22 protein-coding genes are annotated in these 26576 nt (G+C 74.1%); 4 read left to right on the plus strand and 18 right to left on the minus strand.

Annotation, left to right across the window (positions count from 1 at the left end; translation table 11 throughout):
* Positions 1 to 12 precede the first annotated feature (12 nt).
* Positions 13 to 591, plus strand: coding sequence for a Type-2Aa cytolytic delta-endotoxin (locus tag ABFY03_RS34515; protein ID WP_319011308.1), 579 nt, complete (start codon positions 13 to 15; stop codon positions 589 to 591).
* A gap of 40 nt (positions 592 to 631) precedes the next feature.
* Here ABFY03_RS34515 and ABFY03_RS34520 read toward each other — a convergent pair whose 3' ends face one another.
* The 9 genes from ABFY03_RS34520 to ABFY03_RS34560 all read right to left on the minus strand — a co-directional run bounded on the left by ABFY03_RS34520 (position 632) and on the right by ABFY03_RS34560 (position 12584).
* A complete protein-coding gene (locus tag ABFY03_RS34520; protein ID WP_319011309.1) occupies positions 632 to 1171 on the minus strand; it encodes a DUF6328 family protein in 540 nt (179 codons plus the stop codon).
* A gap of 101 nt (positions 1172 to 1272) precedes the next feature.
* Positions 1273 to 2934 (minus strand): FAD-dependent oxidoreductase, encoded by a 1662-nt coding sequence (locus ABFY03_RS34525; protein WP_346171827.1) that lies wholly within the window; start codon positions 2932 to 2934, stop codon positions 1273 to 1275.
* Positions 2935 to 2974: 40 nt separating this feature from the next.
* A complete protein-coding gene (locus ABFY03_RS34530; protein ID WP_319011311.1) occupies positions 2975 to 3880 on the minus strand; it encodes an AurF N-oxygenase family protein in 906 nt (301 codons plus the stop codon).
* A 214-nt stretch (positions 3881 to 4094) separates the two neighbouring features.
* Complete coding sequence (locus ABFY03_RS34535) at positions 4095 to 5861, minus strand: S8 family peptidase (protein WP_319011312.1); 1767 nt, start codon at positions 5859 to 5861, stop codon at positions 4095 to 4097.
* A 216-nt stretch (positions 5862 to 6077) separates the two neighbouring features.
* Positions 6078 to 9068 (minus strand): carbohydrate binding domain-containing protein, encoded by a 2991-nt coding sequence (locus tag ABFY03_RS34540; protein ID WP_346171828.1) that lies wholly within the window; start codon positions 9066 to 9068, stop codon positions 6078 to 6080.
* Positions 9069 to 9238: 170 nt separating this feature from the next.
* Positions 9239 to 10102 (minus strand): DUF4344 domain-containing metallopeptidase, encoded by an 864-nt coding sequence (locus ABFY03_RS34545; protein WP_346171829.1) that lies wholly within the window; start codon positions 10100 to 10102, stop codon positions 9239 to 9241.
* Positions 10103 to 10245: 143 nt separating this feature from the next.
* Positions 10246 to 10635, minus strand: coding sequence for a MarR family winged helix-turn-helix transcriptional regulator (locus ABFY03_RS34550; protein ID WP_346172353.1), 390 nt, complete (start codon positions 10633 to 10635; stop codon positions 10246 to 10248).
* 98 nt (positions 10636 to 10733) lie between these two features.
* On the minus strand, positions 10734 to 11555 hold the full coding sequence (locus ABFY03_RS34555; RefSeq protein WP_319011315.1) for a VOC family protein: 822 nt from the start codon (positions 11553 to 11555) through the stop codon (positions 10734 to 10736).
* 120 nt (positions 11556 to 11675) lie between these two features.
* Positions 11676 to 12584, minus strand: coding sequence for a MerR family transcriptional regulator (locus ABFY03_RS34560; protein ID WP_346171830.1), 909 nt, complete (start codon positions 12582 to 12584; stop codon positions 11676 to 11678).
* 112 nt (positions 12585 to 12696) lie between these two features.
* Between ABFY03_RS34560 and ABFY03_RS34565 the strand changes: the two genes are divergently transcribed.
* The gene (locus ABFY03_RS34565; RefSeq protein WP_346171831.1) at positions 12697 to 14169 is read left to right on the plus strand and encodes a dienelactone hydrolase family protein; all 1473 of its coding nucleotides are present in this window, start codon (positions 12697 to 12699) and stop codon (positions 14167 to 14169) included.
* Positions 14170 to 14400: 231 nt separating this feature from the next.
* Here ABFY03_RS34565 and ABFY03_RS34570 read toward each other — a convergent pair whose 3' ends face one another.
* From ABFY03_RS34570 to ABFY03_RS34590, 5 genes are read right to left on the minus strand one after another with little or no spacing between them, the layout of a single operon-like run.
* The gene (locus ABFY03_RS34570; protein ID WP_346172354.1) at positions 14401 to 15195 is read right to left on the minus strand and encodes an ABC transporter ATP-binding protein; all 795 of its coding nucleotides are present in this window, start codon (positions 15193 to 15195) and stop codon (positions 14401 to 14403) included.
* A gap of 5 nt (positions 15196 to 15200) precedes the next feature.
* Positions 15201 to 16184 (minus strand): ABC transporter ATP-binding protein, encoded by a 984-nt coding sequence (locus ABFY03_RS34575; RefSeq protein WP_346171832.1) that lies wholly within the window; start codon positions 16182 to 16184, stop codon positions 15201 to 15203.
* A 5-nt stretch (positions 16185 to 16189) separates the two neighbouring features.
* Positions 16190 to 17059 carry an ABC transporter permease gene (locus tag ABFY03_RS34580; protein ID WP_346171833.1) on the minus strand — a complete coding sequence of 290 codons (870 nt, stop codon included), beginning with the start codon at positions 17057 to 17059 and terminating at the stop codon, positions 16190 to 16192.
* Complete coding sequence (locus ABFY03_RS34585) at positions 17056 to 18009, minus strand: ABC transporter permease (RefSeq protein ID WP_319011320.1); 954 nt, start codon at positions 18007 to 18009, stop codon at positions 17056 to 17058. The genes ABFY03_RS34580 and ABFY03_RS34585 overlap by 4 nt, the downstream gene beginning before the upstream one ends.
* On the minus strand, positions 18006 to 19646 hold the full coding sequence (locus tag ABFY03_RS34590; protein WP_319011321.1) for an ABC transporter substrate-binding protein: 1641 nt from the start codon (positions 19644 to 19646) through the stop codon (positions 18006 to 18008). The genes ABFY03_RS34585 and ABFY03_RS34590 overlap by 4 nt, the downstream gene beginning before the upstream one ends.
* A gap of 143 nt (positions 19647 to 19789) precedes the next feature.
* On the opposite strand from ABFY03_RS34590, the gene ABFY03_RS34595 reads away from it, so the two are divergent.
* Entirely contained in the window at positions 19790 to 20995 is a 1206-nt protein-coding gene (locus ABFY03_RS34595; protein WP_346171834.1) for a LacI family DNA-binding transcriptional regulator, read from the plus strand.
* A 19-nt stretch (positions 20996 to 21014) separates the two neighbouring features.
* Here ABFY03_RS34595 and ABFY03_RS34600 read toward each other — a convergent pair whose 3' ends face one another.
* Positions 21015 to 22649, minus strand: a complete 1635-nt coding sequence (locus ABFY03_RS34600; RefSeq protein ID WP_346171835.1) for an amidohydrolase — start codon at positions 22647 to 22649, stop codon at positions 21015 to 21017.
* 205 nt (positions 22650 to 22854) lie between these two features.
* Here ABFY03_RS34600 and ABFY03_RS34605 point away from each other — a divergent pair, with 205 nt between their 5' ends.
* Positions 22855 to 23571, plus strand: coding sequence for a TetR/AcrR family transcriptional regulator (locus tag ABFY03_RS34605; protein WP_319011324.1), 717 nt, complete (start codon positions 22855 to 22857; stop codon positions 23569 to 23571).
* A gap of 121 nt (positions 23572 to 23692) precedes the next feature.
* Here ABFY03_RS34605 and ABFY03_RS34610 read toward each other — a convergent pair whose 3' ends face one another.
* Genes ABFY03_RS34610 through ABFY03_RS34620 form a run of 3 tightly spaced genes read right to left on the minus strand, consistent with a single transcriptional unit; the run spans position 23693 to position 26575 of the window.
* Positions 23693 to 24148 carry a MaoC family dehydratase gene (locus ABFY03_RS34610; RefSeq protein ID WP_319011325.1) on the minus strand — a complete coding sequence of 152 codons (456 nt, stop codon included), beginning with the start codon at positions 24146 to 24148 and terminating at the stop codon, positions 23693 to 23695.
* 17 nt (positions 24149 to 24165) lie between these two features.
* Positions 24166 to 25695 (minus strand): acyl-CoA synthetase, encoded by a 1530-nt coding sequence (locus ABFY03_RS34615; protein ID WP_319011326.1) that lies wholly within the window; start codon positions 25693 to 25695, stop codon positions 24166 to 24168.
* Positions 25696 to 25705: 10 nt separating this feature from the next.
* Positions 25706 to 26575 (minus strand): amidohydrolase family protein, encoded by an 870-nt coding sequence (locus ABFY03_RS34620; protein ID WP_319011436.1) that lies wholly within the window; start codon positions 26573 to 26575, stop codon positions 25706 to 25708.
* Between the last annotated feature and the right edge of the window lies 1 nt (position 26576).

Genomic DNA, 26576 nt, shown 5'->3' on the forward strand with positions numbered 1-26576 from the left:
CAGGAGAGGCCGTTGGCAGCCAGTTTCAGGACCGTGATCGAGGTGGCTCCCGCCCACCTCGACGAGGCCCGGTCGATCGACCGGGTCTTCCAGGAGGCGATCGCCCCGGCGACCGTCGACTTCGACTTCGACGCCATCCACCGGGCGGCGGCCGCCGTCCCGGACTGCACCGTCGTCCGCATGGTGCGCGGCTGGGGGCTGCGGGAGCACGCGCCGCTGCTCGTGATGGTGCTGTCGCTGAAGGAGGCGGTCCGGCAGGCGCTGCCGGCCGCCTGCGCGGAGGCGGGCTTCTGGGGGACGGTGGAGCGGGAGCTGGTCGCCGCGTTCACCGGGCTCGGTGAGGCGGCGGACGAGCCGGGGCTGAAGTTCTACGAGGAGTCCGGGGAGCGCACCCGCTACTACCGGGACCTCTTCTTCGCGCTGCAGGACGAGAGCTCGGGCGACGCGCTGCACGCGCTGGCGTTCTGCGTGGACGTCACCGTCGAGCTGCCGAAGGAGCGGGTGCTCGGGCTCGGCCTGACGGACACGGCGCCGTTCGCCGTCGGGCTGAACGCGATCGTGCTGCGCCGTCCGCTTCCCGTCGCGGCCTGATCCGCCGCGTTCCGCCGGCCCGCCGTCCCGGGCCGGACCCTCAGCGCGGCCACGGCCCGAAGCCGTCCTCCGCCTTGCCGTTCCCGTTGCCGTTGGTGCCGCTGCGCCGGGCGATGAACGGGACCACGAACCAGCAGAGCGCCAGCCAGAGCGCCATCACGACGACCAGCCACAGCGCGATCCCGTCGTCCAGGACCATGCGCATGATCAGCAGGAACGTCGACACCATCGTCAGGTAGAGCAGCACCACGCCCACCAGGGTGAGGCGCCCCGCCCAGGACACCGCCTCCGGTTTCAGCCGGCGGCCCGCCACCAGCCGGTGCACCGCCACGGGCGCGACGAGCGCACCGGTGGTCGCCGCTCCCAGACAGACGGTGACCACGTAGATGACCCGGTCCGTCGTGCCCAGTTCCGCGAAGCGCGGCTGGAAGACGACCGCCACGAGGAAGCCGAACAGGATCTGGGTGCCGGTCTGCGCGACGCGCAGCTCCTGGAGGAGTTCGTTCCAGCGGCGGTCGGCGCGCTGGGCGCGGCTCTCCCCGCGCCCGTCGTCGTGCGGGACGTCACCTGCGGTGGTCATACGGGGCGAGTGCCCCCGCGCCCGCCCCGTATGCCCCTTGCCGTAGTCGCTTGCCCCGTCGTCGCTTGCCCCGTCGCCCTTGGCCCGACGGCGGGACCGGGTCAGACGGCCGGTCCGCGCAGTCGGCCCCGGCGGGCCGCCGCGACCAGCTCGGGGACGGTCGCGAGCTTGACCCGGGGCCGGCCGGCGGCCGCGCCGCGGGCCCGTTCGGCCCGGTCGATGGCGGCGAGGCCGCGCGCGTCCACCAGGCGCCCGCTGCGGGCGCGGGCGAGCCGTCCGAACGCCTTCGCGGTTCCGGTCGGCTGGGGGAGGCGGCCGTCGACGGCGTCGGCGAGCAGGCTGCCGACGGTCTCGGCGGCGCAGGCGCGGTTGGCGCCGATGCCGCCGGAGGGTCCGCGCTTGATCCAGCCGACGACGTAGGTGCCGGTCATGCCGTCGACGCGGCCGGCGGTGTGCGGGACGGTTCCCGTGGTCTCGTCGAAGGGGAGTCCGGCGAGGGGGACGCCCCGGTAGCCGATGGCCCGGACGAGGAGGCCGGCCGGGAGGTCGGCGCCGCCGGTGCGGACGGCGCGGACGGCGTCGGGGCCGACGGCCTCCTCGGGCGCGGAGTGGAAGCGGAGCACGATGCGGCGGCGGCCGGTGTCGGGGCCGCGGCTCCAGTCCACGGTGTCGCGGGCCACGTCCTTCAGGAGGGCCGCCTTCTCGCCGGTGCCGGCGGCGTCGACGGCCTCCGCGATCCGGGGGTCGTGGGTGTCGACGACGAGGTCGACGCCGGGCAGGTGCCCGAGGGCCAGGAGTTCGGAGGCGGTGTACGCGGCGTCCTCGGGGCCGCGCCGGCCGAGCAGCACCACCTCGCGGATCCGGGAGCCGCGCAGGGCGGCGAGGGCGTGGTCGGCGATGTCGGTGCCGGCGAGGGCGGCGGGGTCGGAGACGAGGATCCGGGCGACGTCGAGGGCGACGTTGCCGGTGCCGACGACCACGGCCCGTCCGGTGGCGCGGAGCGCGTCCGTGTCGAGCGCGACCGTGTCGGGCGCTGTCTCCGGGTGGGCGTTGTACCAGGAGACGAGGGAGGTGGCGGAGAGGCTGCCGGGCAGGTCCTCGCCGGGGATGCCGAGGCGGCGGTCGGACGGGGCGCCGACCGCGTAGACGACCGCGTCGTGGTGGGCGGCCAGCTCCTCGGGGGTGACGTCCCGGCCGATCTCGACGCCGAGCCGGACCGTGGCCCGGGGGTGGGTGTGGAAGCGGGCGAGGGTGTCGCCGGCGCCCTTGGTGCCGGGGTGGTCGGGAGCGACGCCGTAGCGGACGAGTCCGCCGGCGACCGGGAGCCGGTCGATGAGGGTGACCTCGGCGTTGGTGTGCAGGAGCAGGTCCTCGGCGGCGTACATGCCGGCCGGGCCGGTGCCGACGACGGCGACCCGGAGGGGGGCGAAGTCGGAGGGCAGCGAGCGGGTGAAGGACGGCGCGCCCCAGGGGTGGAAGGTGGGGGAGGCGGGGACGGGGGCGGGGTCGCGGCCCTCGTAGTGGGCGGCGTTGACCGCCTCGTACCGCTTCAGCGGTCCGGTGAGCCGGTCGACCGGGAAGATCGCGTCGACCGGGCAGGCGTCGGCGCAGGCGCCGCAGTCGATGCAGCTCTTCGGGTCGATGTAGAGCATCTCGGTGGTGCCGAAGTCCGGCTCGTCGGGCGTGGGGTGGATGCAGTTGACCGGGCAGACGGCGACGCAGGTGGCGTCGGAGCAGCAGGTCTGGGTGATGGCGTAGGTCATGGCGGCGGCTCGGCTCGGCTCGTCGGGGTCGGCGGCGGGGTCAGAGGAGGTGGGCGCGCTGGTAGAAGAAGACGGCGGGGCGGGTCAGCATGCCGACGTCGCCGAGGAATTCCATGAGGCCGGAGCAGCTGGCGCGGAGCCGCGCCTTGTAGTGCTCGTTGGCGGCGGCCTCGCGGCGGGCGCGCTCGGGGTCGAGGCCGGCCCGGACGTAGACCTCGGGGTGGACGAGGCTGGTGATGATGTAGTACGCGGCGATGGCGACGATCAGCGCCTGGAGGTGGCGCCGGGCGCGGCCGGCGCGGGCGAGGTGGCGGCGGGTCTCGTCCCGGGCGAACTTCATGTGCCGGGACTCCTCGACGACGTGGATGTTGTTGATCGTGCGGACGAAGGGGACGACCCGCTCGTCGCGCATCCAGTCGCGCTGCATGACGTCCAGGACCTCCTCGGCGACGAGGATGCCGGCGTAGGCGGCCTCCCCGAAGCCGACGGTCTTCATGACCCTTCCGAGCTCCATGACGGAGCGCCGGGGCCGGTAGGCGGGGGCGCCGAGCTTCTGGGAGCCGCGGGCGAACATGATCGAGTGGCGGCACTCGTCGGCGATCTCGGTGAGCGCCCACTGGAAGCGGGGGTCGGTGTGGTCCGTGCGGTAGATGTCCCGGAGGATCATCTGCTGGAGGATCATCTCGAACCAGATGCCGGTGGAGGCGACGGAGGCGGACTCCTGGCGGGTCAGCTCCTTCTGCTGCTCCTCGGTCATCTCGTGCCAGTAGGCGGTTCCGTAGAGGCTGTTCCACTCGGGGCTCTGTCCGTGGAACCCCTTGTCGAGCGGGGTGTCCCAGTCGACCTCGACGGCGGGGTCGTAGGAGAGCTTGGCGGCCGACCGGAGGAGCCGTTCGGCGACGTCGTCGTGGTCGTGGTGGTCCGGGCGCACGGTGCTGCTGGCCATCGTTGCGGCTCCTTGGGTCACGCGGTCGGCTCGTTCCCTCTTGTTAGACGTCGCGTCTAGCAAGCTTGTTAGACGGAACGTATAGCAAGGGGCTCGCGCGGGCTACCCCCCGGTACGGGTTTTCTCCGCCGGGCGTGCCGAAGGGGCCGGAGCGGGGGTCCGCTCCGGCCCCTTCGGGGTGCCGTCGAGAAGGATCAGCCGGGCTGTCCGACCGTCAGAAGGTCAGGTTCCAGGCGTCGATCCGGCCGGTGTCCGCGTTCGCGTTGTCGTTCACGCGGAGCTTCCAGACGCCGTTCGCGACCTCGGCGGAGGCGTTGACGGTGTAGGTCTGGACGATGTTGTCGGTGGAACTGCCGGTCCGGTTGTGCAGGGTGTAGACCGAGCCGTCCGGGGCCACCAGGTCGACCTTGAGGTCACCGATGTAGGTGTGCTTGATGTCCACGCCCACCTTGAGGGTCGCCGGGGCGTTGCCGGTCACCCCGCTGACGGTGATCGCGCTCTCGACGGTCGTGTTGTCGGCGATCGTGACGTCGGTCAGGTTCTCGAAGTACGCGCCGGGCGGCGGGGTCGAGCCGCCGACGGCCTTGAGCGCGTCGACGCGGCCCTCGCCGAAGAAGCTGTTCTTCGCCGTGGTGCCGGTGCAGCGGGCGTCCGACGGGCAGGCCAGGTCGGTGGCGTGCTCGCCGAGCTTCGCCCGGATGTCCGCCGGGGTGTACGCCGGGTTGGCGCTGGCCAGCAGCGCGGCGACGCCCGCCACGTGCGGGGAGGCCATGGAGGTGCCGCTCAGCGAGGAGTACTTGCCGCCGGGGACGGTGCTGTAGACGGACTCGCCGGGCGCCGAGACCTCGATGACGTCCCGCCCGTAGTTGGAGAAGGAGGCCTTCGAGGTGCCGCTGGTGCCGTTCGCCGAGACGGTGACGACGCCGGGCAGCTCGGCCGGGATGTCGAGGCAGGCGTTGGTGATGGTGCGGGTGACCGGCGTCGAGTCGTTCGGGCTCGACGAGTCGGTGGTCTTGTTGGCCAGGTCCACGTTGGAGTTGCCGGCCGCCGCGACCTGGAGCGAGCCCTTGGACTCGGCGTACGCCTGGGCGCGGCCCACGCCCTCCAGGATGGCCGCCTGGTCCAGGTTGTCCGGGCAGTTGAACTGCCACGGGTCCGTGTAATAGCTGTTGTTGGTGACCTTGAAGCCGTGGTCGCCGGCCCAGACGAGGCCGCAGATCGTGTTCTCCGCGAAGAACAGCGTGGAGCCCGGCTCGGCGATGCGCACCGAGGAGATCTTCACGCCCGGTGCGACGCCGATGGCGCCCTTGCCGTTCTTGGCGGCGGCGACCGTGCCGGCGACGTGGGTGCCGTGCTGGTCGACGTCGCGCCAGGCGCCGGCGCGGGTGTCCGCCTTGCCGTAGGCGCAGGAGACGGAGTCGGCGGCGTTGAAGTTGGGCGCGAGGTCCTGGTGCTGGTCGTCGACGCCGGTGTCCAGGATGCCGACCTTGACGGTGGCGGAGCCCTGGTTCACGGCCCACGCCTGGTCGGCCTTGATCTGGGTCATGTCCGAGCGGACCGGCTCCGTGGTCGGGGCCGCGGACTGCGCCGGGTTCGCCGGGAGGGCCGGGTTGTACGCGTCGGCCGGTACGTCCGAGGTGCGGGTCGCGCCGACCTTCTGCACGCCCGCGACGCCGCGCATGGTGGAGGCGAAGGAGGCGGAGGTCGAGTGGGCGACGATGACGCCGATGGCGTCGAAGGAGGAGAAGACCGAACCGCCGTTGGCGGCGACGGCGCTGCGGACCGCGGTGGTGTCACCGGGCGTGGTGATGACCAGGTACGCGCGGGTGCCGGCGGCCCAGGCGGCCGGGGCCTCCTGGGCGGTCCGGGCGTTCGCGGTGAAGGCGGCGAGCGGCTCGTTGTCGACCGGGGCGGCCTGGGCGAGCGAGGCCGGGCCCGCGAGCGCCAGGGTCGTACCGAGGGCGATCGCCGCGATTCTCATCCGGCCGGGTATGTGGGAAAACAATGCGTCCTCCGATGGCCCGGTGGCGCGGGTGGCGCCGGCCGGGCCCTGTGATGTGTGGGGTGGACGCAAGATCCCAGACGGGCGCGGCGGAGGGAAGCCTTCTGTCCGACAAGCCCGTTCATGTAACAGAATCTTGACTTGAACATGGCGAAAAGGGGGCGGAATTCCTGCTCCGCCCCCTCCTCGCCGGGATCACTTCAGGTACGGACCCGCGGCGCCGATCCTGCCGGGACCGTTCAGGACGTACACCCGGAGGTTGCCCTTGCCGGGGGCGCCGACCGAGAGCGTGCCGCCGGTGACGGTCTTCACGTCACCCGTCACGGCATCGGTGTACGTGCCGTTCGGGATGCCCGTGTACGTGGCCCCGCCCGAGACGGTCACGAGGGCGAAGCTGTCCGTGGAGCCGCTGGTGTAGCGGCGCTTGAACGCCATGCCGCCCGAGATGCCCTCGGTGGAGTACTGGCCCATCTGGAGCGCGGGGATCGCCCGCCGGATCTCGTTGAGCCGCTGGACGTGCTTGACCAGGGGCTGCTGGAGGGTGGTCGCGACCTGGCCGCTCGCCTCGGAGACCTTCGAGAAGTCGGAGGCGGTGACCGTGCCGGCCAGGTGCGCGCCGTAGTAGGCCCGGCCGGTGGTCGCCAGCGGGCAGCTCGGCCCGCAGTCGATCTTCCGGCCCTTCTGGAACTCGATCTCGGAGCCGTAGTAGAGCGTCGGGATGCCGCGGAAGGTCCACATCAGGGACATGTTCTCGGCCCACGCGTCGGTGCCGCCGGTGTACCGCTCGCTGGACTTGTTCGGCCCGTAGTCGTGGCTGTCGACGTAGACGACGTTGTAGGTGGCGTCGTTGTAACTGTCGTCCGAGTCCTTGCCGTTGGAGAAGGCGTTGTACGCGTCACCGAAGTTCATGTGCATCCGCATGTCGATGACGTTCATGCCGGAGAAGCGGCTGTGGTCGGGGGCGTGGTAGCTGTTCCCGTTCAGGAAGGCGTTGGTGGAGGTGGGCTGGTTGCCGGTGCCCTGCTGCTGCTCGTAGTCGTACATCTCCAGCGCCGCCCTGGCGTCGTCGGCGTCGTACTCCCTGCGCTCCTTCCAGGTGAAGAACTGCGCGGAGTGGTTCACCGAGCCGCGGTTCCACTTGTCGTTGACGAAGGCCGCGACCTCGCCGAAGACGAAGAAGTTCTTCGCCGCCTCCGCGCCGTGCCGCTGGGTGACCCGCTCCTGGATGGCGGGGAGGAAGCGGCGGTTCCAGGTGGTGCGCGGGATGTGCACGGCGGTGTCGACGCGGAAGCCGTCCACCCCCATGTCGATGTACTTGCCGTAAGCGCCGATCAGGTAGTTCTGGACGGTCGCGTTCTCGGTGTCGAAGTCCGCCAGGTCCTCGTGCAGCCAGCAGGAACGGGAGTCCTCGCCCTCCCAGTTGCCGATCCAGCACTGGTGGAAGAGCGCCTTCGGGAACATGCCCGAAGTGGGGCTGGGCCACTGGCAGTTGTAGAGCGTGTAGCCCTCGGCGCTCTTCCCGCCGGTGGGCTTGCCCCAGTCGACGCAGGTGTTGCCGGCGGGCTCGGTCGTCGACCACAGGTCGCCGTTGTAGTACGACTTGCCGGTCTTCGGGTCGATCGTCAGGCCGTCGTACTCGAAGCCGGGCTGCTTCTCGTCGTAGTACCAGCTCCACTGGGTGTCGCGGACGCCGTACACGGTGGGCGTGAACAGGCCCTTGGCGCCCCAGCGGGAGGAGTGGTTGTAGACGACGTCCTGGTAGATCTTCATGCCCTTGGCGTGGGCGGCGTCGATGAGGTCCTGGTAGGAGGCGCCGGCCGACTCCAGGCGCGGGTCGACCTTGTAGAAGTCGTAGCCGTGGTAGCCGTGGTAGTCGTAGTCCGAGCGGTTGAGGACCACCGGGGTGACCCAGACGGCGGAGAAGCCGAGGCCCTTGATGTAGTCGAGCTTCTGGATCAGGCCCTTGAAGTCGCCCCGGAACATGGGGTCGTCGCCCGCCGCGTTGCCCGACTTCACGTGCTGGCTGCCGCCCCGGTTGTTGGTGGCGTCGCCGTCGTGGAAGCGGGCGGTCAGGACGAAGTAGATCGGGTCCTTGCGCGGGTCCGTGCCGAGCGGCTTCCCGCCGGCCGGGGCGCTTGGCTTGTCACCGGTGGTGGCGGTGGCCGGGGCGGAGGCGGCCGAGACGTTTCCGGCGGCGTCCACGGCCCTCACCGTGTAGGTGTAGGGGGTGCGTTCGGCGAGGCCCGTGTCCGAGAAGACCGTCGAGCCGACGTCCGTGACCACCGTGCCGGCCGTTCCGCCGGTCCGGGTGACCTGGTACTTCGTCACGCCCCGGTCATCGGTGGCGGCGTTCCAGGCGAGCAGCACGGAGACGCCGTCGGCGGTCGCGGTGAGGCCGGCCGGGGCGGTGGGCGCCTGGGTGTCCGGCGGGGTGGCGGCGCAGGGGTCCGTCGCGTTCGCGGTCACCACGCGGTCCCGGACGGTGGAGATCCCGGTGCCGATCGCGTAGTCGGCGCCGCCGTTGTTGTCCCACACGCCGTTGCCGTTGTTGAACGCGGCCTTGAGCGAGGTGGCCGCGCCGAGGTCGAGCTCCCGCTTCCACCAGCCCGTGCAGGCCGCCGTCATGCCGAGGCCGGGCGCGGCCGTCCACGCCCCGCCGGCCGGCTGGTAGTGGACGTTGACGGTGGACCAGCCGAGGGAGGCCGAGGAGTAGTACACCGTCGCCTTGTTCGAGGCGGGCGGCGGAGTGCCGGCGCACGGGTCGGAGTGGGCGACGACCCCGTCCTTCACGGTGATGTTCCCCGTGCCGAGGGCGTAGTTGCGGCCGCCGTTGTTGTCCCAGGTGCCGGTGCCGTTGTTGAAGGTGGCCTGGAGTCCGGCGGCGGCACCGAGGCTGACGGTCTTCTTCACCCAGTCGGTGCAGGCGGGCTCCATCGCCGTGCCGGGGACGGCGGTCCAGGAGCCGCCGTCGGGCGCCCAATGCAGGTGGTAGGCCGACCAGTTCCTGGTCTTCGTCCAGTAGTAGACCGTCGCGGTGTTCTCGGCGACGGCCGCCGCCGGGGCGGCCCGGAGCGGGACGGCGGCGGGCGGCGGGCCGGGCGGGGCCGCGATGAGGCCGGTCAGACCGGCCGCGACGGCGAGCAGCGCGAGCACGCGCCCGCGCGGCCGTATGCGGGTGGGGGTCATGCGGGTCTCCAGACGGGGGCGCGCCGCGGAGGGGGCCGGGGGAGGAGCGGGGATCGGCCCCCGTGGAAGCGCGTGCGGAAAATTGCGGAAAGTTCTTGCGTCGGCGGGAAGTTACCGGCGTGTGGCGCGCGCGTAAAGGGTCCGCGTCGAAGCGGTTCGCATCGTGGGACTCACCGCTGCTTGAGGTAGGGGCCGAGGAGGGTGTGCCAGGACGAGGCGATGCGGCGGTACTCGGCCGGGCAGAGCGCGGCGCGGTCGCGGGGCAGCACCCCGTCCGGGTTGCCCTCGGCGTCCACCGCGTCCGCGAACCGCCGGGGATCGGAGCCGTACAGCCAGCAGGCCCAGTCGAAGAACCGCTGCCCGTCGAGGGAGTGGACGTCGGAGTACGCGGCCACCCCGGGGTCGCCGCCCTCGGACGCCTTCCAGAGGGCGCCCCAGGCGTTGACGGTGGAGATCGCGTAGTCGGTGTGGCGCTCGTCGCCGGAGGCGAGGAGGAGGACGGCGAGCTGGTCGACCGCGTCCTCCTCGCGGCCGGTGACCGGCAGGTCGTACAGGTCGACGAGGGCGTGTCCGAGCTCGTGGAAGAGGACGCCGTTCGAGAGCCCGACGACGTCCTCGTCGACGGCGGCGGCCCGCTCCGCCGGGGTGCCGCCGGTGTCGAGACCGGCGAAGACCTTCCGGGCCTCGGGCACGAACCCGTAGCAGTAGGTGATCCGCCCGGTCTTCTCGTCCCAGTACGGGTTCGGCGCCGCGCAGCCGGCGGCGCGGAGCGGCACGTCCCGGGGGAGGGCGATCCGGGCGTCGGCGTACGCGGCGGCGTCCTCCAGCACGCGGCGCTCCTGCAGGAAGGACCGGGCGGCGCGCTCCCCGGCGGTCCGGGCGGGCTCGTACGCCACGACGAGGCGGCCGGTGCCCCGGGTGCTCTCCGGTGCCGCCGCGGTGGGAGCGCAGCCGGCGAGCAGGGCGGCGGCGAGGGCGAGGCGGAGGGGGAGGCCCTGGCGGACGGGGCGGCGGGTGCGGGCGGCGGTGGGCATCGGCGGCACCTCGTCTCGTGGGCGTCCCTGCCGACGAGCCTGGCCGCGCCGGGCGTGCGGGGCGAGCCCGCCGTGCCGGACGGGTGAGGCGGGCCCCTCGGCCGCGGCCGGTCCGGTCGGTCCCGGCCGTCAGCTCCCGGCCGTCAGCTCCGGGGCCACGGGCGGCCCTCCAGGAGGTCCACGAAGCGGGTCGCGTCCGCCGACGACCGGTGCTCCATGATCCGCCGCAGACCGCCGATGCTGTATGAGCGGTCGGCCGCCGGGCGGCGCTCGCCCTCCTCGGTGAGGCGGAACTCGCGGGCGATGACGCCGTCCGGATCCGGGATGCGCTCCACGACCCCGGACCTCAGCAGGGCCGCGGTCTGCCGGTGGAGCGTGGAGGCGTCGGGTCCGAAGGCGTCGGGGAGCTGCCCGATGGATGTCGGACCGTGCATCGGGATGCGGGTGAGGAGCACGCACGCGCTGCGGTCCGGTCCGCCCGCGCCGCCCCGGGCGCGCGGCGCGTGGAGGTGCGAGCGCCGGCCGAGCGGCATCGTCGCGCACCCGGGCCCGTCCCGGGTCGTCTCCACGGGATCGACGCCGACCCCGAGGCGGTACGGGTACGAGGCCGCCTGCCCCGTACCCGTACCGCTCACCGCGTCCCGTCCGCCTCCAGCGTGAACAGCGCACCGTCCGGGTCCCGCACCACCACCCGGCGCTCGTCGCCACCGGTCTCCGGGTCCCTGGCCCCGCCCCACTCGCCGCCCGGCACCACCACCCCGCCGTGCTCCTTCACCGCCGCCACCGAGGCCGCCAGGTCCGGCACCCGGAACCGCACCAGCCAGCGCGGCCGCAGCTGCGGACGGGACGAGGCCGCCTCCACCGGACCGCTGTCCAGCCGCGCCACCGCCACCCCGTCGCGGCGCAGCACCACCCGGTCCTCCTCGTACGAGGTCTCGCAGCAGCCCGGCAGCTCCTCCGCCCAGCGCAGCACCCCGGCGTAGAACACCGCCGCGTCGAAGGCGTCCCGGGTGTGCAGCTCCACCCACGCGGGGGTGCCCCGCTCGCCCACCTGCCAGCGCGACACCAGCCGCCCCTCCCACACCCCGAACGCCGCACCGTCCCGGTCCGTGGCCAGCGCCGCCCGCCCCTGCGGCGGATACGACACCGGCCCCACGCCCACCGTGCCGCCCCGCTCCCGGATCCGCGCCACCGCCGCGTCCGCGTCCTCCACCGCGAAGAACACCGTCCAGGCCACCGGCAGCGCCAGCTCCGCCGCCAGCGCCGCGATCCCCGCGACCGGCACTCCGTCCCGCTCACCCACCGCGTACGCCGAACCCGCCTCGAGATCGCCCTTGCGGAACGTCCAGCCCAGCACCGCGCCGTAGAACCGCTGCGCCGCATCCAGATCCCGCGCCGCCAGACTCAGCCAGCACGGCGCGCCCAGCGCCTGTGCCGTCGTCGGCTCCGCCACCGGACCACCTCCTTGACCGAGCGCCCGCCGCCCGGACGCCACCCCGCGCGCCTTCCCCGGCAGGCCGCCCGGCACACCCCCGTTCACCCGGTCGGCGGGCGGCCGGACGCGTGCGTTCCGTCAGGCGGCGGGAGGCGCGGCCAGGGCCACCGTGAGGTGGTGGTGCAGGAGACCGAGGGCGGGCCGGTCCGCCGGCCCCAGAGGGGCGACCAGCTTCCAGTACCGCGCCATCACCCCCGTGTCCTCGCGGCCCAGCCGCTCCACCAGGCGCCGCCGGAAGCCCGCCGAGTCGACCTCCCCGAGCGCCAGCGCGTACGCGCCGGCGAAACAGTCCAGGGCCTCCGCGCCGCCGGGCTCCCGCCCCGCCCGCACCTCCGCCGCCGCCAGGTCGTACGCCTCCGCCAGTCCCTCGTACAGGACCGCCGGCCGGTACCGCTCACCCCGCAGCGGCGGCGCCGGCGCCCGCTCCGGCCGGGGGTCCGAGACCAGGGCGCGCAGCAGGGCGAAGGCCCGCACCTCGCCCGGCGTCGGCTCGTCCGGCGGCACCGGCACCACCTCGTCGAGGACCCGCGCCACCAGGGGCGCCGGCAGCCGCACGGGCAGCGACCGCCGCCAGAACCGGACCACCGCGTCCGTGTCCGGCGGCAGCGCCGCCGCACCCAACAGCGGCAGCAGCTCGGCCCGTTCCGCGCCGTCGCACTCCGCGAGCAGCCGCAGCGACGCCTCCCGCCACGCCAGGGCCGCCCGCTCCCGCGCCACGCCCCGCAGCTCCCCGGCGACCACGTCCGCGAGCCGGCCCTCGTCCTCCAGCGCCCGCGCCACCTCGGGCACGCCGAGACCCAGGGCGCGGAGCGACCGGATCTCGCGCAGCCGGGCCAGCGCCCCGGGGCCGTACCTCCGGTGCCCGCCGCCGCTGCGCCCGTCCTCCGGCAGCAGCCCCCGGTCCGAGTAGTACCGCACGGTCTTCACCGTCACCCCGGCCCGCCCGGCCAGCTCGCCGATGCTCCACGTCCCGTCCGTGTCCGTCACCCCGTACCTCCCGCGGCCGACCCTAACCGCCCCGCGCGGGGTGGAATCTCCCCCAGGGGGAGTTCCTAGCCTGCCGGTGACCGCAGCGGGAGTCGAGGACGAGGAGGCGGGGATGACGACGTTCGTTCTGGTGGGAGGCGCGTTCACCGGAGGGTGGCTGTGGGACCGGGTCGCCGCACGGCTGCGGGACGCCGGGGCCGAGGCGTGCCCGGTGACCCTGGACGGCGACCCCGGCGCCGGACTCGGCACGCACGCCAGGGAGTTGACGGAGCTCGTCGACCGGCTCGACGACCCGGAGCTCGTCCTCGTCGGGCACGACTACGGCATCCACCCCGTGCTCGCCGCCGCCGACCGGCGGCCCGACCGGGTCGTCCGCGTGGTGTACGTCGCCGCCGGGCTGCCCTCGGACGGCGACCCGGCGCTGCTCCTCGTCCGCGACGAGACCGTCCGGGCCCGGCTCGGCCACGACACGGCGCCGCTCCCGGCGCCCCGGGTCGAGGAGTGGGCGCGCTGGGGCAGCCTCGACGGGCTCACCGCCGACGACCTCGCCCTCCTGGACCGGCGGGCGGCGCCCCAGCCCGCCGGCACCCTCACCGAGCCCCTGCGGCTCGGCGGTGCCGTGGACCGGGTGCCCGCCGCCGCGGTGATGTGCACGGCCGACGGGCCGGGCGTCGACATGGTGGAGATGCTCGTCCGGACGGGGCCGACGCACCTCAGGAAACTGGCCGGCCCCGGCTACGCCTTCTTCGACCTCCCGGCCGGCCACTGGCCGATGCTGTCGCATCCGGCCGAACTCGCCGACCTGCTGGTGCGGGCGGCCGCGGGGGAGGGGCGGCGGCTGACGCCGGACGACGACCAGCCCGCGTACGAAGAGGTGGAGTTCCTGCTGGAGACACGGGAGTTCCCGTACGAGCGGCTCGGCCGCCTCGACGTCTACCCGCCCGACGGGGAAGGCCGCCGGCCCGCCGTCCTCCTCGTGCACGGCGGCCCCGTCCAGGCCGACCGCAGCCCCACCCCGCGCGACACGCCGTTCTACCGGGGCTACGCCCGCCACCTCGCCGGACTCGGCGTCGTCGGCGCCACCGTCGACCACCGGCTGCACGCCCTGACCGACTACGCCCGCGCCGCCGACGACCTGGCCGAGGCGGTCGAACGGCTCCGCGCCCACCCCCGGACCGACCCGGACCGCATCGCGCTCTGGATCTTCTCCGGCGGCGGCCTCCTCGCCACGGACTGGCTCGCCGCGCCGCCGCCGTGGCTGCGCTGCCTCGCCCTCTCCTACCCCGTCCTCGCCACGCCGCCCGGCTGGGAGACCGTCGAGGCCCGCTTCCGCCCGGTGGCGGCGCTCGCGGGCGCCGGCCGGCTGCCGCTGGTCCTGGTCCGCGCCGGACGCGAACACCCCGCGTTCGCGGCGACGGTGGAGGAGTTCCTCACCGCGGCCGGGAAGCACGGGGCGGACGTCGAGATCGTCGACGTGCCGGAGGGCCGGCACGGCTTCGAGGCGTTCGACCGCACGGACGCCTCCCGCGCCGCCGTGACGCGCGCGGCCAGGGCCGTGGTGGACCGTGTGACGGGGGCGGCGTGACGGGACCGGACCGGCGGGCCGGACTGGCGGGGCCGGACTGACGGGCAGGACCGAGGGGACCGGGGCCGGACTGGCGGGGCAGGACTGACGGGCAGGACCGACGGGACCGGGGCCGGACGGGGGTCGGCCTCGGCCCCGGGGCGGACCGGACGGGGTGCGGTCTCGGTCCCCCGGGGCGCACCGGACGGGGTGCGGTCTCGGTCCCCCGGGCGGACCGGACGGCGTGCGGTCTCAGGTCCGGCCCGTCACCCGGGACGGGTCCCAGCCCCTGCGCGGCACCGAGTCCAACAGCAGTCGGGTGTAGGGGTGTTCGGGGGCGCCCAGGACCCGGTCCACCGGGCCGGACTCGACCACCTGGCCCGACCTGAGGACGAGCACGTCGTCGGCGACGTGCCGGACCACCGCCAGGTCGTGGGTGACGAAGAGGTAGCCGATGCCGGCCTCGCGGCGGATCTCCCGCAGCAGGTCGAGGATCTGCGCCTGGATCGACACGTCGAGCGCGGCGACCGCCTCGTCGAGGACCAGCACCCGGGGCTCGGCCGCCAGCGCCCGGGCGATCGCCACCCGCTGCCGCTGGCCGCCGGAGAGCCCGCGCGGCAGGGCGGCGGCCTCGCGGGCGCCGAGCCCCACCCGGTCGAGGAGGTCGGCGACCCGGGCCGCCCGCCCGGTCGCGTCCAGCGGCGTGTGCAGGCGCAGCACCTCGTCGAGGCAGCCGCTCACCGGGATCCGCGGGTCCAGCGACAGATAGGGGTCCTGGAAGACCATCTGGATCTCCCTGGCCCGCGCCAGCCGCTCCGCGCGGCCCCGGGGGCGGGCGGAGCGGTCCCGGCCGTCGAGCCGGACCGTGCCGCCGTCCGCGCGCTCCAGGCCCACCAGCATCCGGACCGTGGTCGTCTTGCCGCTGCCGGACTCGCCGACGATCGCCAGTGAACCCCCGGGAGGCAGGGTGAACGACACCCCGTCGACCGCGAGATGGTCGCCGTACCGCTTCCGCAGGCCGTCGACGACGAGGCCCTTCTCCACCACGGTCGTCACAGCGCGATCCCTTCCTCGGCGCGGAGGCACGCGGCGAAGCCCTCGCCGTGCCGTGCCAGTTCGGGCCTCTCCTCCGTGCACCGCGCCACCGCGTGCGCGCACCGCGCGGCGAAGGCGCAGCCCGACGGCGCCTCGGCGAGCGAGACCGGGCGGCCCGGGATCGGGCGGGGCGCGGGCGCGCCGGCCTCGATCCGCGGGGTGCAGCCGAGCAGGCCGGCGGTGTACGGGTGCCGGGGCCGGTCGAACAGCTCGCCGGTGGACCGGGTCTCCACGATCCGGCCCGCGTACATTACGTACACCCGGTCGCAGATCGCGGAGGCCAGCTCCAGGTCGTGGGTGACGAAGAGCATGCCGGTGCCGCGTTCGGCCCGCAGCCCCGCCAGGATCGAGATGACCTCGGCCTGGGTGGTGACGTCGAGGGCGGTGGTCGGCTCGTCGGCGACGAGCAGCGCCGGTTCGGCGGCGAGCGCGGCGGCGATGACGACCCGCTGGAGCATGCCGCCGGAGAACTGGTGCGGGTGGCGGCGCAGCGCCCCGCGAGGGTCGCGGATGCCGACCGCGGCGAGGAGCTCCTCGGCGCGTGCGGTGGCCTTGGCGGCCGGGGTGCCGGAGGCGCGGAGCCCCTCGGTGAGGAAGTCGCCGACCCGGCGCAGCGGGTTGACCGAGGCGCGCGGGTCCTGGAAGACCATCGCGACCTCGCGGGCCCGCAGCGCGGCGAGCCGCGCCCGGTCCATGGTGAGGACGTCGGCGCCGCCGACCCGGACCTGGCCGGTGGTGCGGGCGCCCGCGGGGAGCAGGCCGAGGACGCTGCGGCAGGCGACGGACTTGCCGGAGCCGGACTCGCCGACCAGGCCGACGGTCTCCCCGGGGCGCACGGTCAGGCTGACGCCGTCCAGGATGGGCCGGGCGGCCCGGTCGGCGGGGAGCCGCAGCTCCAGGCCGTCGATCTCCAGGACGGGAGGGGGTGTGGAGTGGTTCATGGCGTCTACTTCTCCCGACGGGCGATGCGGTCGGCGAGGCCCTCGCCGACGATGCCGAAGGCGACCACCGCGAGCACGATGCACACGGACGGCGCGAGGGCCGGCAGCATCGCGCCCTGGAGGACGGCGCCCTGGCCCTCGTTGATCATGGCGCCCCAGTCGGCGGTCGGCGGCTGGACGCCGAAGCCGAGGAAGGAGAGCGCCGCCAGGTCCATCAGCGCGTAGCCGAAGTTCATCGCGGACTGCGCGAAGACCGTCGGCGCGATGTTGGGCAGCAGGTGCCGGACGCAGACCGTCCAGCCGGACCAGCCCTGCACCACGTACGCCTCGATGTACGGCCGGGCCTTCTCCTGCCGGGCGATGCCGCGCACCAGGCGTCCCACGTACGGGGTGTACGCGATCGCCATCGCGATCACCGGGGCCGTCATGCCCGGGCCGGTGACCGCGACCAGCAGGATCGCCAGCATCAGTCCGGGGACGGAGAAGACCAGGTCCATCGCGCGGGACAGGAGGGTGTCGGCCCAGCCGCCGCGCCAGGCCGCCACCACGCCGAGCAGGGTGCCGAGCAGGGTGGAGACGGCGACGACCAGGAGCGGGCCGAGGAGGCCGGTGCGGGCGCCGTGCAGCAGCCGGGACAGGATGTCGCGGCCGGACTGGTCGGTGCCGAGGAGGTGGTCGGCCGAGGTGCCGACCAGGCTGGCGCCCAGGTCGAGCGCCTCGGGGTCGTACGGGGCGAGCAGCGGCGCGCACACGGCGACGAGGACGAGCACGGCGAGCACCGCGACCGAGACCGTGAAGAGCGGACCCTGCCCGAGGAGGCGCAGCCTCCGCAGGCCGGGCCTGCGGTACGGCACCGGGGTGAGGGTGGTGGTCATGAGGAGCCTTCCCCGGGGGAGAGACGGGGGTCGATGAGCGGCGCGAGCAGGTCGACCGCGAGGTTGACGACGACGAAAGCCGCCACGCTGAGCAGCGTGACCGCCTGCACGACCGCGAAGTCCTGGGAGGTGACCGACTGCACGAGCAGCGAGCCGAGCCCGGGGACGTCGAAGGCGGTCTCCACGATGGCGGTGCTGATGAGCAGGCCCGCGAGCATGGTGCCGCCGACGGTGACGACAGGCCCGAGGGCGTTGCGCAGCACGTGCCGGCGGACCACGGCCCGGCCGGCGACGCCCCGTGCGCGGGCCACCTCGACGTGCTCGCGGCCCAGTTCGTCGAGCATCGCGGAGCGGGTGACCCGGGCGAGCAGGCCCGCGAAGGTGAGGGCGAGCGCGAAGGCCGGCAGGGTCAGCTGGTGCAGCCGGGGGCCGAGCCCCTCGGCCGCGCCGCCGCCCGGGCCGGGGAACCAGCCGAGCTGCACCGAGAAGAGGGAGACGAGCGCGATCGCGGTGACGAAGGAGGGGGTGGCGGTGGCCACGCCGGTGCCGATGAGCACGGTCTTGTCGAGGAAGCCGGGGCGGAGCGCGGCGAGGATGCCGGCGCCGACGCCGAGGACGGCGACGAGCAGCGCCGCGTACCCGACGAGGAGGGCGGTGCCGGGCAGCCGGGAGCCGAGGAGCGCGGTGACGTCCTGGTGGTACTGGGCGGAGCGCCCGAGGTCGCCGCCGAGGACGCCCCCGAGCCACGTGACGTACTGGACGACGAGCGGGTCGTCCAGGTGGTGCTCGGCCCGCAGGGCCGCCACGGTCTCGGGGGTCGCGGGGCGGCCGTGCAGGAGGAAGGTGACCGGGTCGCCGGGGGCGAGGTGGATGGTGCCGAAGACGACGACCGAGGTCACGAACAGCACCGCCACCAGGCCGAGGAGCCGGCCGATGAGGAAGCGGGTCATGACTGCGCTGCCCCGATCGTCGCGGCCCACGGGTAGTAGAGCTGGGCGATGCCGGTCGGGGCGCCGGTGATCCGCTTGCCGAGGAAGACCGAGTAGGGCGCCTCGTAGACCGGGATGACCGGCAGCTGGTCGAGGGCGATCTCCTGCAGCTCGGCGGTGAGTTCGGCGCGCTTGGCGGGGTCGTACTCGGTGTTGGCGCGGTCGAAGGCCACGTCGTACGCGGCGTCGGACCAGTTGCCGTAGTTCCCGAAGTCGCCGGTGCGCAGGTATTGGTAGAACTCCAGCGGGTCCGGCGTGTTGTCGTAGCCGTTGGTGATGACCAGGTCGAGGCCCTCGCGGGCGGCCGGGTCGACGAAGATGTTGCTGTACGCGTCCGCCGACACCGGCTTGAGCTTCACGTCCAGTCCGATCTCGCGGCCGGCGGCCTGCACGGCGTTGGCGACGACGCTGATCTCGGGGGCCATCGAACTGGTCGCGAGGGTGACCTTCCGGCCGGTGGCGTGCGCCTCCTCGACCAGCTTCTTCGCGGCGGCCACGTCGTACGCGGGGTCGGGCAGCGTGTCGTAGAGGGTGGCGGTCTTCTCCGGGACGAGGGCCCAGGCGCCGCGGGCGGCGGGGGCCTTGGCCGGGACGCCGACGCCGCCGGCGGCGGCCTTGACGATGTTCTTCCGGTCGAGCGCCATCGAGAGGGCCTTGCGGACCCGGACGTCGCCGAGCGTGCCCTTGAAGTCGGTGACCGCGAGGTTGGCGGCGGCGGTGTTGGGGCCGAAGAGGAGCGAGCCCTTGCCGCTGGTGCGGAGCTGGGCGAAGGAGGCCGACGGGACCATGTAGCCGCCGTCGGCGGTGCCGGAGAGGAAGGCGTTGGCGCGGGCGGCGGCGTCCTCGATGAAGGTGAACCTCACCTTCTCCGACTTCGGGGCGAGCTTCTGGTCCCAGTAGTCCGCGTGCTTCTTCAGCGTGATGCTGTCGCCCTGCGCCCACTTCTCCAGCGCGTACGGGCCGGTGCAGTTCAGGTCGCCCTCGGGGGTGCCGTAGTCCTTGCCCTCCTTCGCGAGGGAGGCGGCGCTGACGACGGTGCCGGGGGAGGCGGCGAGCAGTTCGTGGAAGAGCGCGTCGGCCTTCCCGAGGCGGATCGTCACCTCCAGCGGGCCGGTCTTCTCGATGGCGTCGACGGTCTTGAAGGCGGAGCCCCAGGGGGAGCCGGTGGCCGGATCCATCTGCCGCTTCAGGGAGGCGACGACGTCGTCGGCGGTCAGGGTGGTGCCGTCGTGGAACCTCACGCCGGACCGCAGGGTGTAGACGAGGGTGCGCGGGTCGGGCCGGTCCCACTTGACCGCGAGTCCGGGCTCGATCTTCAGGTCGGGGGTGACCCGCAGCAGCTGCTCGCAGACGTTGGCGAGCACGGTGTTCGGCGGGTAGTCGTACGCGAGCGCGTAGTCGAGGGTGTACGGCTCCGCGTAGAGCGACCACGTGAAGGAGTCGAGCGGGCCCTTCGCGGCCGGCGAGGTGGGGGAGACCTTGAAGTCGGCTCCCGTGCCGGTGGTGCCCGGCTGGGGCTGTGTGGCGCCGGAGCAGGCGGTGAGGGAGGCCGCGAGGGCGGCGGTACAGGCGAGGGCGGTGAAACTGGGCGTGCGCATGCAGACCCACCCCTTTACGGGTGTAGTGACGGGCGCTGGGGGGATGGAGCGAGTATTGATGCGGGAACGTTCCCGCACAAGGGTTCCGGCCAGCTTTGCGGGAACGGTTTTGCAATGGTCACGGGGATGGCAGCATCTGCCCCATGACCGAAGCTTCAGAGCACGGCGGAGCGGCCCCGGAGCGGGCCGCGACGAACCCGGGGCGGGATGGAACGGCGGCGGAGCGGGCCCCGGCGGCCCCGGGGCGGGACGGCGCCGGCGTACGGGACGACGGCACCGGAGGGCGACGGAACGGGGCCGGGGACCCGCGACCGGGGGCGGGCGGGCCCGCCGCACCGCCCGCCCCGCGCGTCCGTCTGGTGGACGTGGCGCGCGAGGCGGGGCTGTCCAAGACCACCGTGTCGGCCGCCCTGAACGGCACCGGCCGGCTCTCCCCCGAGATCCGGGAGAAGGCCCGCGAGACCGCCCGCCGCATGGGCTACCGGCCCAACGCCACCGCGCGCCAGCTGCGCGCGGGACGGGCCCGGCTGATCGGCTACGTGGTCGGCGAGCTGGCCGACACCCCGTGGACCTTCCTGGAGTCGCCGTACTTCGCGCGGCTCACCGGTGCCACCGCCGCCACCGCGCTCGCACGCGGCTACGCGGTGGTGCTGCTGCCCGCCGGCTCGCTCCAGAGCGAGTGGGCGGCCCTGCCCCTCGACGCCGTGGTCGTCGCCGACCCCGTCGCCGACGACCGGATCGTCGAGGACCTGCTGGCCGCCCGCATCCCGGTCTTCAGCGACCGGTCCGTGGAGGGGAGGCCGGGCGCCCACTGGGTCGACGTCGACGCGGCGGACGCCGTCGGGCAGGTCCTGGACCACGTCCACGCCCAGGGCGCCCGCAGGCCGGTCCTCGTCGTCCCCGACAGCACCACCCGCTTCCACCGCGAGGTGGACGCGGCGCACGGCGCGTGGTGCGCCGCGCGCGGGCTGCCGAAGCTGACGGTGCGGGCCGCCGAACCCGGCAACGGGCCGGTGATCCGGGCCGTGGAGACCGCCCTGGGCGGCCGACCCGAACGCCCCGACGCCCTCCTCGTGGTCGCCGAGGCCAGCCCGCCGCTCGTCCTGGACGCGGCCCGCCGGCACGGCTACGACGTCCCCGGCGACCTGCTCCTCGTCTGCGTCAGCGAGGACGAGACCGCCGTGCACACCCAGCCGCCCGTGACGACGCTGAGCCTGCGCCCCGACGCGGTCGCCGAGGCGGGGATCGCCCACCTCGTCGCCGTACTGGAGCAGGGCCTCCAGGAGACCGGCGGATCGCTCGTGCCGGTCAGGCTCGACGTACGGGCGTCCTCCGTGCGGCCTGGCTAGGCCCTGCGGAGGACGCCGGTCACGCCTCGTGGACCAGGCGGCCGCCGACGTACGTGCGCTCCACCCGGGCCTCGGCGATCTCGTCGGCCGGCGCGGCCAGGATGTCCCGGTCGAGCACGACGAGGTCGGCGAGGTGGCCCGGGAGCAGGCTGCCCGCGTCGTCGAGGCCGTTCACATGGGCCGTGCCGGCCGTGTACGCGGTCAGCGCCGACAGCAGGTCGAGGCGCTCCTCCGGGTAGAACACCCGGTCGTCCCCCGCCTCCGGGTCGCGCCGGTTCACGGCGACGTGGATGCCCTCGATCGGGTTCGGGCTGGAGACCGGCCAGTCGCTGCCCGCCGCCAGGGTCGCCCCCGCGCGCAGCAGCGAGCCGAACGGGTACTGCCAGGCAGCCCGCTCCGGGCCCAGGAACGGGATCGTCAGATTGTCCATCTGCGGCTCGTGCGCCGCCCACAGCGGCTGGATGTTGGCGACGGCGCCGAGCGCGGCGAAGCGGGTCAGGTCGTCGGGGTGGACGACCTGGAGGTGGGCGAGGTGGTGGCGGTTGCCGCGCCGCCCGTTGGCCTCGATCGCCGCCTCGATCGCGTCCAGCGCCTCCCGCACGGCACGGTCGCCCAGCGCGTGGAAGTGCACCTGGAAGTCGAGGGCGTCGAGCTCGGTCACATGGCCGCGCAGCGCCACCGGATCGACGAAGCTCAGCCCGGAGTTGCCGGTCGCGCAGCCGCAGCCGTCGAGGTACGGGGTGAGCATCGCGGCCGTGAAGTTCTCCGCGATCCCGTCCTGCATGATCTTGACCGAGGTGGCGCGGAACCGGCCCGACGTCAACTGCTCGCGGCGGTCGACCAGTTCGGGGATCTGCTCGGAGCCGCGCTCGCGGTCCCACCACAGCGCCCCGGTGACCCGGGCGGTGAGCGAACCGTCCTTCGCCGCCGTCAGATAGGCGTCCGAGGGGTCGGACATCCCGTTGAAGGAGCCGAGCAGGGCGTCCTGCCAGCCGGTGATGCCCAGCGAGTGCAGCAGCCGCTGCGCCCGCAGCAGGCCCGCGAGCCGGTCCTCGGCGGTCTTGTCCGGCACCAGGCGGGAGACCAGGCCGGTCGCGCCCTCCTGGAGCATGCCGTTCGGGCTGCCGTCGGCCTCCCGCTCGATCCGGCCGTCCGCCGGGTCCGGCGTGCCGGCGGTGAGACCGGCCAGCTCCAGGGCCCGGGTGTTCGCCCAGGCGCCGTGGTGGTCGCGGTTCGACAGCAGCACCGGGCGGTCCGGGACGACCGAGTCGAGGAGCGCACGGGTCGGCATGCCGCCCTCGAAGCTCTCCATCGACCAGCCGCCACCGGTGATCCACTCCCGGTCGGGGTACGCCTCGGCGTACGCGCGGATCCGCTCCAGGTACGCGGCGACGTCGACGCTGCCGGTGAGGTCGCACTCGGCGAGTTCGGTGCCGCCGCCGACCGCGTGGATGTGGGAGTCCTGGAAACCGGGCAGCAGCAGCTTGCCGGTCAGGTCCACCACCTCGGTGCCGGGCCCGATCAGTTCGCGCACCTCGTCGTGGCCGACGGCGGTGATCCGGTCGCCGGTCACGGCGAGCGAGGTGGCCCGGCTCCGCGCCGGATCCAGGGTGAGGACGGGGCCTCGGGTGAAGACCAGATCGGCCTGGGGCATGCGGCGGCTCCCTTGCGTGCGGCCGCGCCGACGGGGGCGCGGGGCGGACGACGGCCGGCCGGAGCGCGGAGCGCGCGCGGCGGCCGTCGGACGGGTCGTACCGGTCGGGCGGCCGGACCGGGCCGGCGTCGCCGTTTCGGTGACGGGCGCCATGGAAGCCCGCGAGCCGTTTACACGTCAATGGTGTTGACGTAAGGTCCCGGCCATGTCCGCACGTGTCGTACCCGAAGGAAGCCGGCAGCGGCGCCGGCCCACCAAGCAGGGCGCCGTCCTCTCCGAACGGCTCATCGTCGACACCGCGCTGCGCCTGGTGGCCCAGCACGGCGCCGAAGCCCTCTCCGTACGCCGGCTGGGCGCGGCCCTCGGGGCCGACCCCAGCGCCCTCTACCGGTACTTCCGCAACACCGACGCGCTGCTCCTCGCGATCGCCGACGAGGTCATCGGCCGGGCGCAGGAGGGCTGGGAGGCCACCGGCGACTGGCGCGCGGACCTGCGCGCGCTGGGCCTGCGCATCCACGCCTCCTACGTCGCCCAGCCCCAGGCCGCCCTGCTGGCCGCGCACCGCACGACCGGCCGCGTCCACGAGACGCGGGCGGTCGAGAGGATCCTCGGCATCCTGCGGGACGGCGGCTTCCCCGACCCCCTGGCCGTCCGCGCCTACCACGCCTTCGTCGACCAGGCGCTGGCCTTCGCCGCCCAGGACGCCGCCGCCGGGGCGATGCCGCCGGCCGCGCGCGAGGCGGACGCCGAGGTCTGGGGGGAGGTCTACGGCCGCCTCCCGGCCGAGACCCACCCGCACATCGCGGCGACGTTCCCCCTCCTCGCCGCCGACATGCGGGACAGCGGCTACCCGTTCGCCCTGGAGCTGATGCTGACGGCACTGGCGGGTCTGCGCCCGGACCCGGCGAAGGACGCGGCGTAGGACCCCGTTCGCGCCGCGCGGGAGCCGTCCTCCCGGCGCGTGGTCACCGGCCCGCCTCCGGCCGCGGGCATGCCGAGGAGGCGGTCGCCGGGGTGGCGGCCGCCTCCTCGGGGCGGGCGGGTCAGGCGTAGAAGCGGTAGACGGCCTGGGCCACGCAGGCGGGCTTGTCGACGCCGTCGATCTCCACCGTGAGGTCGACGACGACCTCGACGCCGCCGCGGACGTCCTCGACCGAGGCGATCCCGCCATGGGCGCGGATCTTGGAGCCGACGCGCACGGGGGAGGGGAAACGCACCTTGTTCAGGCCGTAGTTGACGGCCATCGAGACGCCCTCGACCTGGAGGAGCTCGCTCCACATGGGGATGAGGAGGGAGAGGGTGAGGTAGCCGTGGGCGATGGTGCCGCCGAAGGGGCCGGCGGCGGCCCGCTCCTCGTCGACGTGGATCCACTGGTGGTCGTCGGTGGCGTCGGCGAAGGTGTCGACGCGGGACTGGGCGATCTGGATCCAGGAGCTGTGGCCGAGGTCGGCGCCGGCCTGGGCGCGGATCTCGTCGATGCCGTGGACGGTGAGGGCCATGGGGTTCTCCGGAAGGGTCAGTGGGCGGGGTCGCTGCCGTAGTGGTCCCGGATGGGGCCCTTCAGCAGCTTTCCGGTGGCGTTGCGGGGCAGTTCGGGCGCGAGCACGACGCTCCGCGGGATCTTGTAGCGGGCCAGCAGGCCCCCGAGGTGGGCGAGCAGCTCCTCGGCGGTCGGGGAGGTCCCGGCGCGCGGCACGACGACCGCGCGGCCGACCTCGCCCCAGCGGGCGTCGGGAACGCCGATGACGGCCGCCTCGGCGACGTCCGGGTGCCGGAGCAGGGCGTCCTCGACCTCGGCCGGGTAGATGTTCTCCCCGCCCGAGATGATCATGTCCTTGAGGCGGTCGACGAGCGTGACGTAGCCGTCGGCGTCGACGGTGGCGATGTCGCCGGACCGGAAACGCCCCCCGTCGCGGAAGGCCGCGGCGGTCGCCTCCGGCAGGTTCCAGTAGCCCGGGGTCACGTTCGGCCCCGCCACCACGACCTCGCCCTTCTCGCCGGGCGCCGCCTCCGTGCCGTCCTCGCGCAGCACCTGGACGTCCGTGAAGAAGTGCGGCACGCCCGCCGTGCCGGCGCGGCTCGCCGAGTCGGCACGGTCCAGGATCAGCGCCCCCGGCGCCGCCTCGGTCATGCCGTACCCCTGGACGAAGGCGAGCCCCCGGTCCAGGTACGTCCGGGCGGTCCGGCCGGGGACGGGCGCCCCGCCGCACAGCAGGAGCCGCAGACTGGTCAGGTCCGCCTCCTGCCAGCCGGGGGCGGCCGCCATCGCGTCGTACATCGTCGGCACCCCGAACAGCGCGGTGACGCGGTGCTGCCGGATCAGGCGCAGGGCCCGTTCCGCGTCGAAGGCCGACTCCAGGACGACCGTGCCGCCCTTGAGGAGCGTCGGCAGGCAGCTCATGTTGAGCGCGCCGGTGTGGAAGAGCGGGGCGCTCACGAAGGCCACCTCGTCGCCCGCGATGTCCGTGTCGACGACGACGTTGAGGCTGTTCCAGACGATGTTGCCGTGCGTGAGGACGGCGCCCTTGGCCCGGCCCGTGGTGCCCGAGGTGTACATGATGAGGCAGACGTCGTCGTGCCCCACCTCCTCGTCGAGCGGATCGGCCGGCGCGGCGGCGAGCAGCTCCTCGTACGACCGGCCCGGACCCTCGCCCTCCACGGCGATCAGGGTGGCGGTCCCGGCGGCCGAGGCCAGTTCGGCCGCCTTGCCCTCCGGCTGCCGGGCGTGCACCAGCACGTCGCTGCCGGAGTCGGTCAGCTGGTGCGCCAACTCCGCGGTGGCGAGCCGGTTGTTGAGCGGTACGAAGACCGCCCCGAGGAGCCCGGCGGCGAACAGCGTCTCCAGGTACGCCGGATGGTTCGGGCCCAGGAAGGCGACCCGGTCGCCGCGCCGCACGCCCGCGCCGCGCAGGACGTGGGCGAGGCGGGTGGAGCGGTCGTGGAGGGTCGCGTAGTCCGTCGTGCGGCCCTCGTGGACGAGGGCGGTCCGGCGGGGCGTCCTGCGGTTGCGGCGGGCCGGCCAGGACCCGATGCCCTGGTTGCGCATGGGTCCCCCCTCAGGTGGTGGCGAGTCCGAGCAGTCGGGCCGCGTTGTCCTTCAGGATCTTCGGCCGGACCTCGTCCTTCAGCGGCAGCCCGGCGAAGTCGGCGAGCCAGCGGTCCGGCGTGAGCAGCGGATAGTCCGAGCCGAACAGCACCTTGTCCTGCAGGAGGCTGTTCGCGTAGCGGACGAGCTGCGGCGGGAAGTACTTGGGGGACCAGCCGGACAGGTCGATGTACACGTTCGGCTTGTGCGTGGCCACCGCGAGCGCCTCGTCCTGCCAGGGGAAGGACGGGTGGGCGAGGACGATCCGCATGCCGGGGAAGTCGGCGGCGACGTCGTCCACGTCCATCGGGTTCGCGTACTTGAGCCGGATCCCGCCGCCGCCCGGCGCGCCCGCGCCGATGCCGGTCTGCCCGGTGTGGAAGACGGCGATCGCGCCCGCGTCCTCGATGGCCTCGTACAGCGGGTAGGCCATCCGGTCGTGGGGGTGGAACGCCTGGAGGTTCGGGTGGAACTTGAAGCCCTTGACCCCGAACTCCTCGACCAGCCGCCGGATCTGACGGACCGCCGCCTTCCCCTTGTACGGGTCGACACCGGCGAAGGGGATGATGACGTCCGGGTTCTCGGCGGCCGCCTCGGCGATCTCCTCGTTCGGCACCGGCGGGGTGCCGGTGGCCGACTCCGCGTCCACGGTGAAGACCACGCAGGCCATCGACCGCTCGCGGTAGTACGCGGCGATCTCCGGGAGCGTCGGGTGACGGTGCTCCGCCTTGAAGTACGCGCCGGCGGCGGCGTCCAGTTCGGCCGAGAGCGACGCCCCGCCCTTCGCGGACACCTCCGCGTGGGCGTGCATGTCGATGGCGACGAGCGCGTCGAGGTCCATC

It is taken from the genome of Streptomyces roseofulvus, assembly GCF_039534915.1.
Classification (GTDB): domain Bacteria; phylum Actinomycetota; class Actinomycetes; order Streptomycetales; family Streptomycetaceae; genus Streptomyces; species Streptomyces roseofulvus.

What these genes read in the sequence shown, in the direction of transcription:
- ABFY03_RS34520 (WP_319011309.1), bottom strand. Translation starts at nt 1,171, where the DNA reads ATGACCACCGCAGGTGACGTCCCGCACGACGACGGGCGCGGGGAGAGC.
- ABFY03_RS34525 (WP_346171827.1), bottom strand. Translation starts at nt 2,934, where the DNA reads ATGACCTACGCCATCACCCAGACCTGCTGCTCCGACGCCACCTGCGTC.
- ABFY03_RS34530 (WP_319011311.1), bottom strand. Translation starts at nt 3,880, where the DNA reads ATGGCCAGCAGCACCGTGCGCCCGGACCACCACGACCACGACGACGTC.
- ABFY03_RS34535 (WP_319011312.1), bottom strand. Translation starts at nt 5,861, where the DNA reads ATGAGAATCGCGGCGATCGCCCTCGGTACGACCCTGGCGCTCGCGGGC.
- ABFY03_RS34540 (WP_346171828.1), bottom strand. Translation starts at nt 9,068, where the DNA reads ATGACCCCCACCCGCATACGGCCGCGCGGGCGCGTGCTCGCGCTGCTC.
- ABFY03_RS34545 (WP_346171829.1), bottom strand. Translation starts at nt 10,102, where the DNA reads ATGCCCACCGCCGCCCGCACCCGCCGCCCCGTCCGCCAGGGCCTCCCC.
- ABFY03_RS34550 (WP_346172353.1), bottom strand. Translation starts at nt 10,635, where the DNA reads ATGCCGCTCGGCCGGCGCTCGCACCTCCACGCGCCGCGCGCCCGGGGC.
- ABFY03_RS34565 (WP_346171831.1), top strand. Translation starts at nt 12,697, where the DNA reads ATGACGACGTTCGTTCTGGTGGGAGGCGCGTTCACCGGAGGGTGGCTG.
- ABFY03_RS34575 (WP_346171832.1), bottom strand. Translation starts at nt 16,184, where the DNA reads ATGAACCACTCCACACCCCCTCCCGTCCTGGAGATCGACGGCCTGGAG.
- ABFY03_RS34580 (WP_346171833.1), bottom strand. Translation starts at nt 17,059, where the DNA reads ATGACCACCACCCTCACCCCGGTGCCGTACCGCAGGCCCGGCCTGCGG.
- ABFY03_RS34585 (WP_319011320.1), bottom strand. Translation starts at nt 18,009, where the DNA reads ATGACCCGCTTCCTCATCGGCCGGCTCCTCGGCCTGGTGGCGGTGCTG.
- ABFY03_RS34590 (WP_319011321.1), bottom strand. Translation starts at nt 19,646, where the DNA reads ATGCGCACGCCCAGTTTCACCGCCCTCGCCTGTACCGCCGCCCTCGCG.
- ABFY03_RS34595 (WP_346171834.1), top strand. Translation starts at nt 19,790, where the DNA reads ATGACCGAAGCTTCAGAGCACGGCGGAGCGGCCCCGGAGCGGGCCGCG.
- ABFY03_RS34600 (WP_346171835.1), bottom strand. Translation starts at nt 22,649, where the DNA reads ATGCCCCAGGCCGATCTGGTCTTCACCCGAGGCCCCGTCCTCACCCTG.
- ABFY03_RS34605 (WP_319011324.1), top strand. Translation starts at nt 22,855, where the DNA reads ATGTCCGCACGTGTCGTACCCGAAGGAAGCCGGCAGCGGCGCCGGCCC.
- ABFY03_RS34610 (WP_319011325.1), bottom strand. Translation starts at nt 24,148, where the DNA reads ATGGCCCTCACCGTCCACGGCATCGACGAGATCCGCGCCCAGGCCGGC.
- ABFY03_RS34615 (WP_319011326.1), bottom strand. Translation starts at nt 25,695, where the DNA reads ATGCGCAACCAGGGCATCGGGTCCTGGCCGGCCCGCCGCAACCGCAGG.
- ABFY03_RS34620 (WP_319011436.1), bottom strand. Translation starts at nt 26,575, where the DNA reads ATGGACCTCGACGCGCTCGTCGCCATCGACATGCACGCCCACGCGGAG.